The organism is Pseudomonas sp. NPDC089392, assembly GCF_044749595.1.
GTDB lineage: Bacteria > Pseudomonadota > Gammaproteobacteria > Pseudomonadales > Pseudomonadaceae > Aquipseudomonas.
In genome coordinates this window covers 1-15,076 of the sequence record NZ_JBIVIF010000041.1, presented here as the reverse complement: position 1 = coordinate 15,076, position 15,076 = coordinate 1, and the positions used below count along the sequence as shown (strand labels likewise).

Below are 15,076 nucleotides of genomic sequence, written 5' to 3'. Positions count from 1 at the left end.
GCTAATATGAAAAACTACAAAATTTGTACGCGTTGCATCATGGACACCAGCGACCCGAACATTCGCTTTGACCAGCATGGCGTTTGCGAGTACTGCGCCAACTTCGACAGTGAGATCAAGCCCAATTGGCACACTGGCGCGCAAGGCGAATCCGAACTGATGGCGCTGGCAGAAAAAATCAAGCAACACGGTAAAGGCAAGGATTTTGACTGCATTATCGGTTTGAGTGGCGGCCTGGATAGCTCGTACGCTGCCTACGTAGCCAAGAACGTCATGGGCCTGAGGCCGTTGCTGTTCCACGTGGACGCGGGCTGGAACACTGACCAGGCGGTTGGCAACATCGAGCGCCTGGTCGACGGGCTCGGCCTGGACCTGTACACCGATGTTATCAACTGGGAAGAAATGAAGGACCTTCAAGTGGCCTTCTTGCGTTCGCAAATTTCCGACCAGGATTTACCACAGGATGCGGCCTTCTTCTCTTCGCTCTATAAATTTGCACACAAGCACAAGATCAAATATGTCTTGACCGGCGCCAATTACTCGACGGAGTGCTGCCGTGAGCCCGAAGAGTGGGGCGGCTACCCTGGGATTGACAAAACCTTGTTCAATGACATTCATGGCCAATTTGGCAAGCGGTCTCTGAAGAGCTTCCCGCTCGTCGATATTCTGACCTACAAGGTTTATTACCAGCGCATCCTCGGCATGCAGATTGTCAAACCGCTGAACCTCGTGCCCTACGTCAAGGCGGACGCCGAGGCCACGCTGGAGCGCCTGTTCGGCTGGAAGCGGTTCAAGCATAAACACCACGAGTCGCGCTTCACGCGTTTTTACGAAGACTACTGGATGCCGCGCAAGTTTGGCTACGAAAAGCGCCGCGCGCATTTCTCCAGCCTGATCATGACCGGCCAGTTGACGCGCGAGGCGGCGCTTGAGCGCATTGCCCGACCGGAGATGGACGAAAATTTCCTGAAATCCGAGTTCGAATACGTTGCGCACAAGCTGGACTTGACTGTGCCTGAGCTTCAAGGCATTTTCGAAGGCAAGAACAAGACCTTCCGTGACTACAAAAACAAACGTTTCGTGATCGGCATTGGCGCAAGAGTGCTCAGTGCAATCGGATTGGAAAGAAGGCTGTTCAGATGATCACCATCATTGATTATGGCTTGGGCAACATCCAGGCCTTCGTTAACGTCTATCGACGCTTGCACATTCCGGTGGCAGTTGCGCAAACCGCAGCGCAACTGGATGGCGCAACCAAACTGATCCTTCCCGGCGTCGGCGCCTTCGACCATGCGATCGAGCGGCTGGATGCGTCGGGCATGCGTCCTACCCTCGAAGAGCTGGTGCAGCAGCACAAGGTACCCGTGCTCGGTATCTGCGTGGGCATGCAAATTCTCGCCAGCAGCAGTGAAGAAGGGCGTCTGGCAGGCCTGGGCTGGGTGCCAGGGTGCGTTCGCTCCTTCAAGTCCGTCCCCAACCTTACAGACCTGCCGTTGCCTCACATGGGCTGGAATGACGTGGCAGCCCTCAACGACAACCCCTTGTTCAAAGGTTTCGAAGAAGAGGCGCGGTTCTACTTCTTGCACTCGTTCTTCTTTGACTGCGAGCAGGAACAGCACCGTGCGGCGATGTCTTCCTACGGGCTTGAGTTCAGTTGCGCTGTTCAGGCTGGGAACGTCTATGGCGTTCAGTTCCACCCTGAGAAGAGCCACCATTTTGGTGTCGGGCTGCTGAAAAACTTCGCGGAACTGTGAGCGGAAACTGACAATGCTGAGACCCCGGATCATTCCATGCCTGCTCATTCAAGATGGTGGGCTGGTCAAGACGGTCAAATTCAAGGATCCGAAATACGTCGGAGATCCCATCAATGCGGTGAAGATCTTCAACGAAAAGGAAGCCGACGAGCTGATCGTGATCGACATTGATGCCACGGCGCATGGTGTCGAGCCCAACTATACGCAGATTGCCAAACTCGCCGCCGAATGCCGTATGCCGCTGTGCTATGGCGGTGGCATACGCACTGCGGCGCAAGCAAAGAAGATCATCCAGCTGGGGGTGGAAAAGGTCGCCATCAGCTCGGCTGCCCTGGAAAACCCCCAGCTCGTCACGCAAATCGCTGAAGAAATTGGCAGCCAGAGCGTGGTCGTGGTGCTGGACCACAAGTCGCGTTTGCTGAGCAAGCATCAGGAAGTCTGGACACACAATGGCACGCGCAACACCAAGCGCAACGTGCTGGAAGTGGCCCAGGAACTGGAAAAGCTCGGTGCAGGGGAGATCGTCCTCAACTCGATCGAAAATGATGGAAAGATGAAGGGCTACGACCTGGACCTGGCGACCAAGCTTCGCGCCGCGGTGCACATCCCGATCACCATCCTGGGCGGCGGTGGCTCGCTCGAGGATATGGCCAGTGTGGTCAAGGCATGCGGTGTGGTTGGCGTGGCGGCGGGCAGCTTCTTCGTGTTCAAGGGTACCTATCGAGCGGTGCTGATCAGTTATCCAAGTGCCCAACAGAAAGACGACATCATTTATTCAGCTCTACGCGCTCGTTAACCTCCAGCGCGTCGCAAGGGTCAGATCATATGTTCAAGGGTAAAAAGCTTCTTATCACCGGCGGCACCGGATCCTTCGGCAACGCGGTCCTCAAGCGGTTTCTCGATAGCGACATTGCGGAAGTGCGCATTTTCAGCCGCGACGAGAAAAAGCAGGACGACATGCGCAAGCGCTACGACAGCGCCAAGCTCAAGTTCTACATTGGCGATGTTCGGGACTACCAGAGCGTGCTCAACGCTACCCGTGGTGTTGACTTCATCTACCATGCCGCCGCGTTGAAACAGGTGCCGTCCTGCGAGTTTCACCCGATGGAAGCCGTCAAGACCAACGTCATCGGTACCGAGAACGTACTTGAAGCGGCCATTCAGAACGAAGTGCGGCGCGTTGTGTGCCTGAGCACCGACAAGGCGGTTTACCCGATCAACGCCATGGGTATTTCCAAGGCCATGATGGAAAAGGTCATGGTTGCCAAGTCGCGCAACCTGGATGAAGCCAAGACGGTGATATGCGGCACCCGCTACGGTAACGTGATGGCATCGCGTGGTTCGGTGATCCCGTTGTTCATCGATCAGGTTCGTGCCGGCAAACCGTTGTCCATCACCGACCCGAACATGACCCGCTTCATGATGACCCTGGCAGATGCGGTTGACCTGGTGCTGTATGCCTTCGAACACGGCAACAACGGCGACCTGTTCGTGCAGAAGGCGCCAGCGGCCACGGTGCAAACCCTGGCAACGGCATTGACTGCGCTGCTTGGCCAGCCAGAGCACCCCATTCAAGTCATCGGTACCCGTCACGGTGAAAAGCTCTACGAAGCGCTGCTTAGCCGAGAAGAGATGGCGTGTGCCGAAGACATGGGCGATTACTACCGTGTGCCGCCAGACCTGCGTGATCTGAACTACAGCAAGTTCGTCGAGCAGGGCGAAGAAAAAATCTCCCATACGGAAGATTACAACTCGCATAACACTCACCGACTCGACGTGGCTGAAATGCAGGCTTTGCTATTGAAGCTCGACTTCATCAAGGCCATCCAGCGTGGCGAGCACGCCACACCGGAGGAGTGACCCATGAAAGTTCTGGTCACTGGAAGCAATGGCTTCATCGCCCGCAACCTGCTGGTTCATTTGCGCGAACGCAAGGACGTCGAAGTCAGCCTTTACGCGCGTGGCGACGAGCTGCAAGCGCTGCAAGCCAAGGTCGCGCAAGCCGACTTCGTCTTCCACCTGGCGGGCGTCAATCGCCCTCAGGATCCGGCGGAATTTGGCAGCGGCAACAGCGAGTTGACCCAGCAGTTGTGCGAGGCTGTGAACGCTTCCGGGCGAAACATCCCGGTACTCTATACCTCGTCGATCCAGGCGGAGCGCGACAACCCTTACGGGCTCAGCAAACTGGCAGCCGAACAGGCATTGACTGCGCTTGCCCAAGCGCATGGCAATGACGTTTATATCTTCCGTTTGCCTAACGTGTTTGGTAAATGGGCGCGCCCCAATTACAACTCGGCGGTAGCGACCTTCTGCCACAACATTGCGCATGACCTGCCTATCCAGATTCATGATGCCTCTGCGGCACTGAGCCTGGTCTATGTCGATGACGTGGTCAGCAAGTTCCTGGCCATCATGGATGGCGAGAACGTGGGCAGCGGCAGGGTCGAAGTAGAGCCAGTCTACAGCACCACGGTGGGTGCATTGGCTGAGCAGTTGCGCAGTTTCCGCGAAAGCCGCTCGACCTTGATCACCGAGAATGTAGGTGTCGGCCTTGTGCGTGCGCTGTATTCCACCTACCTCAGCTACCTGCCACCGGCAGCGTTCACTTATGAGGTGCCCAAGTACGGCGACCCGCGCGGCGTTTTCGTCGAAATGCTGAAAACCCCTGATGCCGGTCAGTTCTCGTACTTCACGGCGCACCCTGGGATCACGCGTGGTGGGCACTATCACCATTCCAAGACCGAAAAATTCCTGGTGATCAAAGGCACGGCAAACTTCCGTTTCCGCCATGTTGTCACAGAGGAGTTCTATGAACTTCAGACCAGCGGCGAGTCCCCGACCATTGTCGAGACAGTGCCGGGTTGGACCCATGACATCACCAATATCGGTGATGACGAAATGATCGTCATGCTGTGGGCCAATGAGATTTTCGATCGCGAACACCCGGACACTTATGCGTTGCCGGTTTGCCCTTGACCCGGTTGATGCATGAAATGAGGACAGTATGAAAAAGCTGAAAATTGTCACTGTTGTTGGAACCCGTCCGGAAATCATTCGCCTGTCGCGGGTCATGAGTGCACTTGATCAGCATTGTGATCAGGTACTGGTGCATACCGGCCAGAACTATGACTATGAGCTGAACGAAATCTTCTTTCAGGACCTGGGCATCCGCAAACCCGACCATTTCCTCAATGCGGCCGGAGCCTCCGGCGCAGAGACCATTGGCAATGTAATCATTGCGGTGGACCGCGTGCTGGCCGAGGTGCAGCCTGAGGCGCTGCTGGTGCTGGGGGATACCAACAGCTGCATGGCGGTGATTCCAGCCAAGCGTCGCAAGATCCCGACCTTCCACATGGAAGCAGGCAATCGTTGCTTCGACATGCGTGTCCCTGAAGAAATCAACCGACGCATCGTCGATCACACGGCTGACATCAACCTCACCTACAGCACCATTGCACGTGACTACCTGCTGCGCGAGGGTCTGCCGCCAGACATGGTGATCAAGACCGGTAGCCCGATGTTCGAGGTGCTCAACCATTATCGCCCGTCGATCGAGGCTTCTGATGTATTGGAGCGCCTGGGGCTGGAAGCGGGGCAGTTTTTTGTCGTCAGCGCACACCGCGAAGAGAACATCGAGGCCGACACGAACTTCCTCAAGCTGGTGGACGTGCTCAATACCGTGGCCGCCGAGTTCAACTTGCCGGTGATTGTTTCTACCCACCCGCGCACGCAGAAGCGTGTCGATGCGCTGGGTGTGAAGTTTCACGCTAACGTACGCCTGCTCAAACCCCTGGGCTTCACCGACTACAACAAGCTGCAGTTGGCCTCCAAGGCTGTCTTGTCAGACAGCGGCACCATCAACGAAGAGTCGTCGATCCTTAATTTCCCGGCACTGAACTTGCGCGAGGCACATGAGCGCCCCGAGGGTATGGAGGAGGCTGCGGTCATGATGACCGGGCTGGAGGTGACGCGCGTGTTGCAGGGGCTGGCGCTGCTGGAAACCCAGCCACGTGGCGAGAACCGTGGCCTGCGCCTGGTGGAAGACTACAGCATGCCAAATGTGTCGGAAAAGGTGGTGCGGATTATCCACAGCTACCGTGACTATGTGATGCGTACCGTCTGGAGAAGGTACTGATCTGTCATGGCCACGCGCATTCTACTGCTTACTCAATGGTTTGACCCCGAGCCGACTTTCAAAGGGCTGGTGTTTGCCCGAGAACTGGTAGCTCAGGGTTTTGAAGTGGAAGTTATTACCGGCTTTCCCAATTACCCTGGCGGTAAGTTGTACTCGGGGTACAAGGTCAAGCTCATACAGCGTGAAGTGATCGATGGCGTTAACGTGACGCGCGTTCCGCTCTACCCCAGCCATGGGCAGAGCGGTATCGGGCGTGTACTCAACTATGCAAGTTTTGCTGCGACCAGCCTGTTCTATGGGTTGTTCGGTGCGCGTAAACCGCATGTGATCTATGCCTATCACCCGCCGCTGACAGTCGGCATGTCGGCAGCGCTCATACGGATGTTTCGTAGGGTTCCTGTGGTGTATGACATTCAGGACATGTGGCCGGATACCTTGAAGGCTACTGGCATGTTCTCCAACGAGAAGGCATTACGCCTGGTCGGCCGTGTATGCGACTGGGTGTACCGGCGTGTTGACCAGATCGTGGTGCTATCGCCTGGGTTCAGGCGGTTGCTCATCGAACGTGGTGTCCCGGCGACAAAGATCGATGTGATTTACAACTGGTGCGCCGAGGACATGGTGTGTGCCGCGGAGGCAGACAAGCCCGGCAATTTCCCGAATAGCGCCACCTTCCGGGTGTTGTTCGCCGGCAACATGGGCAAAGCGCAAGCGCTTGATGCGGTGATTGACGCGGCAGTGATTCTCAAGCAAAGGGCAGCCAATGTATCGCTGGTCTTTCTGGGCGGCGGCGTTGAGGTTTCGCGCCTGCAGGCTGTTGTGCAGGAACGGCTGCTCGACAATGTGGTTTTCTTGCCTGGCGTGCCCATGGCAGAGGTTGGAGCGTACCTGGCGAGTGCTGATGCGTTGCTGGTACACCTGAAGAAAGACCCGCTATTCACCATTACCATACCGTCGAAGACTCAAGCTTACATGGCAGCCGGGAAGCCGTTGATCATGGCGGTGGAAGGCGATGCGGCGCAGTTGGTGCAGGATGCCGGCTGCGGAGTGATAGCCGAGCCGCAGAACCCTCAAGCGCTGGCGGATGCCTGCATCGAGCTCAGCTTGCTGACTGAACAGCAGCGGGCTCAGATGGGCCAGAAAGGCGCGGAGTTCTATCGTCAGAAGCTTTCTTTGAAAGTAGGTGTACAGCGCTTTGGCGAACATTTCAGGCGCTTGGGCAAGTAATGGTGCAAAGCATGGTCGGGCCGTTGAATTTGGTTGGGTATTGAGATGTTGAAACGATTGTTCGATGTGGTTGCAGCAACGGCAGGCCTGATAGTGCTGTCGCCAGTCATCGTCATCGTGGCGATGATGATCCGGCGCAAGCTAGGCTCACCGGTATTGTTCCGTCAGGTACGCCCCGGTATGCATGGCAAGCCTTTCGAGATGGTCAAGTTCCGGACGATGCGTGATGCGGTCGATAGCCGGGGCAACCCGCTACCCGACGACCAGCGCATGACCCGGTTCGGTAGCTTCTTGCGTTCGAGCAGCCTCGATGAGTTGCCCGAGCTGTGGAATGTCGTAAAAGGCGATATGAGCCTGGTCGGACCGCGGCCGTTGTTGATGGAATACCTGCCGTTGTACGACGCCGAGCAGCGGCGTCGTCATGCTGTGCGCCCTGGTGTCACCGGCTGGGCGCAGATCAACGGTCGTAACGCATTGAGCTGGGAAGAGAAGTTCAAGCTGGACGTCTGGTATGTGGACAACCGCTCGTTCTGGCTGGACCTCAAAGTCATCTTCCTCACGGTAAAAAAAGTCATCGTACGTGACGGTATCAGTGCGCAGGGTGAGGTCACCATGTCCAAATTTACCGGTTCGCGAAAATGAACCGGCTGGCGATTCTGGGGGCCAGCGGCCACGGCAAGGTAGTGGCCGATGCCGCAGCGTTGTGCGGCTGGGAACACATCGACTTTTTTGACGATGCCTGGCCTGAGCGCACAGTGTGTGGCGTGTGGTCGATTGTCGGGGGCAGTGCGCAGCTGCTTGCTGCAGTTGATACTTATGAAGGCGTGGTCGTGGCGATTGGCAACAACGCCATCCGCCGCGCCAAACAGCAGCTGCTCGTGCAGGCGGGCGCTGCGATGGCAACCATCATCCATCCTGCCGCCGTAGTCAGTAAGCACTCGCATCTGGGCGCTGGCAGCGTAGTGTTTGCCACCGCTGTGGTTAACCCGTTTTGCGATATCGGTGACGGTGCCATCCTCAACACCGGCTGCAGTGTCGATCACGATTGCAGCCTTGGGGCGTTTGTTCATGTCAGCCCTGGTGCGCGTCTGGCAGGCCAGGTGCAGGTAGGTGACGAAAGCTGGGTCGGCATTGGTGCCTGCGTGCGTCAGCTGACCAGCATCGGCGCGCATGTCACCGTCGGCGCTGGGGCGGTGGTAGTTTCGGCAGTTGCTGATGACCTGACTGTTGTTGGGGTTCCAGCACGAGCAGTCGGCAAATGATCGCGGTCAACGTTATAGAACCAAGCATTTATGGCTGGCGCAACGTGTCGCCAGTATCGACGAAAATTCTGGATAGCGAGTAGATCACTGTGTTGAATACTTCTTTTGCCCCCTGGCCATCATTCACCGATGAAGAGGCCAATGCAGTTCGCGATGTTGTGCTGTCCAACAAGGTCAATTACTGGACAGGCCAGGAATGCCGCCAGTTCGAGCAGGAGTTCGCTGCCTGGGCCGGTACCGCTCATGCGGTAGCGCTGGCCAACGGTACCGTCGCGTTGGACCTGGCGTTGAATGCGCTGGGTATTGGCAAGGGTGATGAAGTGGTCGTCACGCCGCGCACGTTCCTCGCCTCGGTGTCCAGTATCGTCAACGCCGGGGCGGTGCCGGTTTTCGCTGAAGTCGACAGGGATACGCAAAATATCACTGCCGAAACCATCCGCGCTGTATTGACGCCGCGTACCCGGGCCGTGATCTGTGTGCACCTTGCCGGTTGGCCATGCGATATGGACCCTATCATGGCATTGGCAGCCCAGCATGACCTGAAGGTGATCGAGGATTGTGCGCAGGCGCACGGTGCAAGCTACAAGGGGCGTCCTGTTGGTTCCATTGGTCACGTCGGAGCCTGGTCGTTCTGTCAGGACAAGATCATGACTACCGGCGGGGAAGGCGGCATGGTCACTACCAACGACCGCGAGCTTTGGGCAAAGATGTGGGCGTTCAAGGACCATGGCAAAAGCTGGGAAGCGGTTTATCAGCGCGAGCATGCCCCCGGATTCCGTTGGTTGCACGAGAGCTTTGGCACCAACTGGCGCATGATGGAGATGCAAGGGGTAATCGGCCGTATTCAGCTGCGCCGCATGCCAGAGTGGAACAAGGCACGCATGGCCAATGCCACCACCATCTGGGACTGTGCGAAGGGGCTCAAGGGCCTGCGCGTACCTGTTCCAGGGCAGGACATCGGCCACGCAGCCTACAAGTGTTACGTTTTCGTCGAGCCTGATGCGCTACGCCCCGAATGGACGCGTGACCGTATTCTGGGGGCGATCACCGAGCGCGGTGTGCCCTGTTTCTCCGGCTCCTGCTCGGAGGTGTACCTGGAAAAAGCATTTGATGGCACCAACTGGCGCCCTGAGCCGCATCTGAGCATTGCCAGGGAGCTGGGGGAAACCAGCCTGATGTTCCTGGTGCACCCGACCTTGAGCGCTGCGGAAATCGAAAAAACCTGCCAGGCACTGAAAGATGTGATGGCGTTGGCAGCGGCGTGACACTCCGCAACTGTACGGAGCTTTTGTGGAGAATGGCATGGAAGTGCAAGCATGATTAACAGACTGCGCGGCTGGTTGCTGGCCTTGCCAAGGCGCCACAAGCGCCTTGTCCAGGTAGTAACAGACATTCTGCTGGTGTGGGCAGCCCTGTGGCTGGCCTTCCTGGTCCGGCTGGGTATCGATGAACTGGCCAACCCGGTTCTGGAACATGCATGGCTGTTTATCGCGGCGCCCGCCGTTTCCATCCCGATGTTCGTTCGTTTTGGCATGTACCGAGCGGTCATGCGTTACTTTGGCAATGAAGCGCTGATCGCTATCATCAAAGCGGTCAGCCTGTCTGCGTTGATCCTGGGCCTTGTGGTGTATTGGTACAGCAACCATGAGCACCTGGTGCCCAGGTCGGTCATTTTCAACTACTGGTGGCTCAGCCTGATCATGGTGGGCGGGCTACGCCTGGCGATGCGCCAATACTTTCTCGGTGACTGGTTCACTGCGGCGCAACATGTACCATTCGCCAGCCGGCACGATGGCCTGCCCCGGGTTGCAATCTACGGCGCCGGTGCCGCCGGCAACCAGCTCGTTGCGGCGCTGCGGATTGGCAAGGCGATGCGCCCAGTGGCATTCATTGACGATGACGACAGCATTGCCGACAGGGTGATTTCGGGCTTGCAGGTCTACAAGCCTGAGCATATCGAGAAAATGCTGGATATGACCGGGGCGCAGGAGATTCTGCTGGCCATCCCTTCTGCCAGCAGGGTCCGTCGTCGGGAAATTCTGACCCGACTTGAGCAGTTTCCGCTGCATGTGCGCAGTATCCCGGGGTTCATGGACTTGGCCAGTGGCCGGGTCAAGGTGGATGACATCCAGGAGGTTGATATTGCCGATCTGCTGGGTCGAGATGCTGTGCCCGCGCAGGAAGATTTGCTGGAACGCTGCATCACAGGGCAGACGGTGCTGGTCACCGGAGCAGGCGGTTCGATAGGGTCCGAGCTGTGCAGGCAGATCCTGAGCCTGGCGCCAACGACCTTGCTGATGTTCGAGCACAGTGAGTTCAACCTGTACAGCATCCAGTCGGAGCTTGAGCAGCGCATAACTCGCGAGGGCTTGGCCACGCGGTTATTGCCAATACTCGGTTCGGTGCGTAATCCCAGGTTACTGTTGGATGTGCTGCACAGCTGGAAGGTTGATACGGTTTACCACGCTGCAGCTTACAAGCATGTACCGATGGTCGAGCACAATGTCGCCGAGGGTGTGCTGAACAACGCCATCGGCACCCTCAATACGGCGCAGGCTGCATTGCAGGCAGGCGTTGCCAATTTTGTGCTTATCTCGACAGACAAGGCCGTACGCCCGACAAACGTAATGGGCAGCACCAAGCGCCTGGCCGAACTCGCGTTGCAGGCGTTGAGCCTCGAAGCGGCGCCTGTGCTTTTTGGCGAAGAGGGCAATGTGTCTCAGGTCAACCGCACACGCTTTACCATGGTGCGGTTCGGCAACGTGTTGGGCTCTTCAGGTTCCGTAATCCCGCTGTTCCACAAGCAGATCCAGGCCGGTGGCCCGGTTACGGTCACGCACCCGAAGATCACGCGCTACTTCATGACCATTCCCGAGGCCGCTCAGCTGGTGATCCAGGCCGGCTCGATGGGGCAGGGCGGCGACGTATTCGTACTGGACATGGGCGAGCCGGTCAAAATTGTCGAACTTGCCGAGAAGATGATTCATCTATCGGGCTTGAGTGTGCGTTCCGAACGTAACCCGCATGGCGATATCACCATCGAGTTCAGCGGCTTGCGGCCGGGTGAGAAACTGTATGAGGAGTTGCTGATTGGTGACAACGTGATCGCCACCCGGCACCCGATGATCATGAGCGCGCAAGAAGATTGTTTGCCTTGGGACATCATGAAGCAAAAGCTGACGGCGTTACTCGCAGCGATTGAAAAGGATGACTACGTGACGCTCCGGCAGATCTTGCGCGAAACCGTGGCTGGCTATACCCCTCAGGGCGAAATTGTCGATTTCATGCATATTCAACGTCGTCTGGAGCCCTGACATACCACTGCAATGGCTGCTGCATGAGGTAAAACGGACGCAGCGCTTTACGCGCGTAGACGATCCGGTAAATCAGCGCTGAATACCGCGTCTAAAGTTATAACTATAAAGTGGTATATGGGGGCGCTATGGGAAACTGGGTCGACAACGGCATTCGAGAACGGTTGCAGAAGCTGCCGCGCGGGCATAAGCGCTTGTTGCAGGTGATAGCTGATATTGGCCTGGTTTGGTGCGCTTTGTGGTTGGCATTCGTGGTAAGGCTAGGGATAGATGACCTGATCAACCCGTTGCTCGAGCATGCGTGGCTGTTCTTGTGTGCACCGATTGTGGCCATCCCGTTGTTCATACGTTTTGGGCTTTATCGGGCCGTAATGAGGTACTTCGGCAATGACGCCCTGATCGCAATCATCAAGGCGGTTACCCTCTCGGCGTTGATTCTGGGTGTCATCATCTATTGGATGGGCGACCGCCAGGCTGTCGTGCCCCGCTCGATCACGTTCAACTACTGGTGGCTGAGCCTGATCATGGTTGGCGGGCTGCGCTTGGCCATGCGTCAGTATTTTCTGGGGGACTGGTTCTCTGCTGCGGTCCAGCATGTACCCTTTGCCAGCCGTGAAAACGGCCTGCCGAAAGTAGCCATCTACGGCGCAGGTGCCGCAGGCAACCAACTGGTTGCCGCCCTGCGCATGGACAAGGCCATGCGCCCCGTGGCCTTCATCGATGACGATGCCAGTATCACGGACCGGGTAATTGCCGGCCTGCAGGTGTACCACCCTGACCAGTTGCAACAGCTGATCGACGTGACCGGTGCCCAGGAGATCCTGCTGGCGATTCCGTCGGCCAGCCGCACCCGCAGACGGGAGATTCTGACTTTCCTCGAAGGCTTCCCGCTGCACGTGCGCAGTGTGCCCGGCTTCATGGACCTGGCCAGCGGCAAGGTCAAGGTGGATGACATCCAGGAAGTCGACATTGCCGATTTGCTGGGCCGTGATGCGGTGCCTGCGCAAAGTGATCTGCTGGAGCGTTGCATTGTCGACCAGGCGGTACTGGTTACCGGCGCAGGTGGTTCGATCGGTTCCGAACTTTGCCGTCAGATCCTCGGGCAATCCCCCAGGACCTTGCTGTTGTTCGATCATAGCGAGTTCAACCTCTACAGCATCCTCTCGGAGCTGGAGCAGCGTATTGCCCGTGAGTCGTTATCGACCAGCCTGATCCCGATTCTTGGCTCGGTACGCAACCAGCCGCAGATGCTCGACATCATGAAGACCTGGCGGGTTGATACCGTATATCACGCTGCGGCCTACAAGCATGTGCCCATGGTCGAGCACAACATTGCCGAAGGCCTGAGCAACAACGTTATCGGTACCTTGCACACCGCCCAGGCTGCATTGCAGGCCGGTGTTGCCAACTTTGTGCTGATTTCCACCGACAAGGCGGTGCGCCCGACCAATGTCATGGGCAGTACCAAGCGCCTGGCCGAAATGACCTTGCAAGCCTTGAGCCGCGAATTGGCCCCCGTGATGTTTGGTGATGCCGGTAATGTTTCGCGGGTTAACAAGACCCGGTTCACCATGGTGCGCTTTGGCAATGTGCTGGGCTCCTCGGGGTCGGTGATTCCGCTGTTCCATAAGCAGATCAAGGCCGGTGGCCCGCTGACGGTGACGCACCCCAAGATCACCCGTTACTTCATGACCATTCCGGAAGCTGCGCAGTTGGTTATCCAGGCGGGGTCCATGGGGAAGGGCGGTGATGTGTTCGTGCTCGACATGGGGGAGCCGGTACGGATTGTCGAGTTGGCAGAAAAGATGATCCATCTGTCGGGGTTCAGTGTGCGTTCGGAGCGTAACCCCAAGGGGGATATCGCCATCGAGTTCACCGGCTTGCGTCCGGGCGAGAAACTCTATGAGGAGCTGCTGATCGGGGACAATGTGATCGCCACGCGCCATCCGATGATCATGAGTGCGGATGAAGATTTCCTGGCTTGGGATGCATTGAAAGACGCATTGAGCCAATTGCTGAGCGCGGCTGCAGCCGATGACTTCGTGCGGGTGCGTCAGTTGTTGCGCGAAACGGTTATCGGGTATGCGCCGGAGGGGGAGATTGTCGACTGGATCTACCAGCAGCGGCGTCTGGAGCATTGAGCGGCCTGAGTCAGTTAAGCGGTAGGGGCTGACGGGGGCTTGCCTTTGGATTTTGGTTGCCTGTGAGATCGAGCGCCGCCCGCGCGGCGCTTCGCGGCACAAGGCCGCTCCCACTGTTTGTTTCGGGCCAGTCACTTCTGTGAGGTCACCGCTGTCCGCCTTGTTTGTTCCCCTCGTTATCGGCTGCGCCGCTGCTGTTCTCAATCTCCAGCCATGCACCCAGGGTGCGAGTGCGCAGGAGGCAGGAGTAACTGGCCCGAAACAGATGTGGGAGCGGCCTTGTGCCGCGAAGCGCCGCGCGGGCGGCGCTCGATCGAATAGGCGCTGCTAAAGGCATGGAGAACATCTTGCCATTTCTTGACTGACCGGCATTACGGCAGGCCCGGCCTCTTCGCGGGTAAACCCGCTCCTACAACGGGCTGTGCCGAACCACCGATGTGTGCACCCCCGGCCTGCATCGGACCACTGATGTGTGTGCACCCCCGATCAATGTAGGAGCGGGTTCACCCGCGAATGCGGTGGTGGCGGCAACGGTGAACGGCCAGGGATACTGGCCCGCAGGCCCGGCCCTTTCGCGGGTGAACCCGCTCCTACAACGGCCTGTGCCGAACCACCGATGTGTGTGCACCACCGGCCTGTATCGGACCACCGATGTGTATGCACCCCCGATCAATGTAGGAGCGGGTTCACCCGCGAATACGGTGGTGGCTGCGACGGTGAATGGCCTGGGATATTGGCCCGCAGGCCCGGCCCCTTCGCGGGTAAACCCGCTCCTACAACGGCCTGTGCCGAACCACCGATGTGTGTGCACACCGGCCTGTATCAGACCACCGACGTGTATGCGTCATCGATCAATGTAGGAGCGGGTTCACCCGCGAATGCGGTGGTGGCGGCAACGGTGAACGGCCAGGGATACTGGCCCGCAGGCCCTAATGCCAGTCAGTTATGCGGTAGGGGCTGACGGGTGCTTGCCTTTGGATTTTGGTTGCCTGTGAGATCGAGCGCCGCCCGCGCGGCGCTTCGCGGCACAAGGCCGCTCCCACTGTTTGTTTCGGGCCAGTCACTTCTGTGAGGTCACCGCTGTCCGCCTTGTTTGTTCCCTTCGATATCGGCTGCGCCGCTGCTCTTCATCAATCTCCAGCCATGCACCAGGGAGCGAGTGCGCAGGTGGCAGGAGTAACTGGCCCGAAACAGATGTGGGAGCGGCCTTGTGCCGCGAAGCGCCGCGCGGGCGGCGCTCGAT

12 protein-coding genes are annotated in these 15,076 nt (G+C 58.0%); all 12 read left to right on the top strand.

Features of this window, described 5'->3' with window-relative positions:
• Positions 1–6: 6 nt before the first annotated feature.
• The 12 genes from ACIP1G_RS25645 to ACIP1G_RS25590 all read left to right on the top strand — a co-directional run bounded on the left by ACIP1G_RS25645 (position 7) and on the right by ACIP1G_RS25590 (position 13,833).
• Complete coding sequence (locus ACIP1G_RS25645; protein ID WP_400742012.1) at positions 7–1,143, top strand: N-acetyl sugar amidotransferase; 1,137 nt, start codon at positions 7–9, stop codon at positions 1,141–1,143.
• A complete protein-coding gene (gene hisH, locus ACIP1G_RS25640) occupies positions 1,140–1,754 on the top strand; it encodes an imidazole glycerol phosphate synthase subunit HisH (protein ID WP_400742010.1) in 615 nt (204 codons plus the stop codon). Before ACIP1G_RS25645 ends, hisH begins: the two co-directional genes overlap by 4 nt.
• 13 nt (positions 1,755–1,767) lie before the next feature.
• Positions 1,768–2,550 carry an AglZ/HisF2 family acetamidino modification protein gene (locus tag ACIP1G_RS25635; RefSeq protein ID WP_400742007.1) on the top strand — a complete coding sequence of 261 codons (783 nt, stop codon included), beginning with the start codon at positions 1,768–1,770 and terminating at the stop codon, positions 2,548–2,550.
• A gap of 29 nt (positions 2,551–2,579) precedes the next feature.
• The gene (locus ACIP1G_RS25630) at positions 2,580–3,614 is read left to right on the top strand and encodes a polysaccharide biosynthesis protein (protein ID WP_400742005.1); all 1,035 of its coding nucleotides are present in this window, start codon (positions 2,580–2,582) and stop codon (positions 3,612–3,614) included.
• A gap of 3 nt (positions 3,615–3,617) precedes the next feature.
• The gene (locus ACIP1G_RS25625; protein ID WP_400742003.1) at positions 3,618–4,730 is read left to right on the top strand and encodes a capsular polysaccharide biosynthesis protein CapF; all 1,113 of its coding nucleotides are present in this window, start codon (positions 3,618–3,620) and stop codon (positions 4,728–4,730) included.
• A gap of 28 nt (positions 4,731–4,758) precedes the next feature.
• Positions 4,759–5,889, top strand: a complete 1,131-nt coding sequence (wecB, locus tag ACIP1G_RS25620; protein WP_400742000.1) for a non-hydrolyzing UDP-N-acetylglucosamine 2-epimerase — start codon at positions 4,759–4,761, stop codon at positions 5,887–5,889.
• A gap of 6 nt (positions 5,890–5,895) precedes the next feature.
• Entirely contained in the window at positions 5,896–7,116 is a 1,221-nt protein-coding gene (locus ACIP1G_RS25615) for a glycosyltransferase family 4 protein (RefSeq protein ID WP_400741999.1), read from the top strand.
• Positions 7,117–7,161: 45 nt separating this feature from the next.
• A complete protein-coding gene (locus ACIP1G_RS25610) occupies positions 7,162–7,758 on the top strand; it encodes a sugar transferase (RefSeq protein ID WP_400741996.1) in 597 nt (198 codons plus the stop codon).
• Positions 7,755–8,378, top strand: a complete 624-nt coding sequence (locus ACIP1G_RS25605) for an acetyltransferase (RefSeq protein WP_400741995.1) — start codon at positions 7,755–7,757, stop codon at positions 8,376–8,378. The genes ACIP1G_RS25610 and ACIP1G_RS25605 overlap by 4 nt, the downstream gene beginning before the upstream one ends.
• 89 nt (positions 8,379–8,467) lie before the next feature.
• Entirely contained in the window at positions 8,468–9,643 is a 1,176-nt protein-coding gene (locus ACIP1G_RS25600; protein WP_400741992.1) for a DegT/DnrJ/EryC1/StrS family aminotransferase, read from the top strand.
• Positions 9,644–9,694: 51 nt separating this feature from the next.
• Complete coding sequence (locus ACIP1G_RS25595) at positions 9,695–11,692, top strand: polysaccharide biosynthesis protein (protein WP_400741989.1); 1,998 nt, start codon at positions 9,695–9,697, stop codon at positions 11,690–11,692.
• 128 nt (positions 11,693–11,820) lie between these two features.
• Positions 11,821–13,833, top strand: coding sequence for a polysaccharide biosynthesis protein (locus ACIP1G_RS25590; RefSeq protein ID WP_400741987.1), 2,013 nt, complete (start codon positions 11,821–11,823; stop codon positions 13,831–13,833).
• Positions 13,834–15,076: the final 1,243 nt, after the last annotated feature.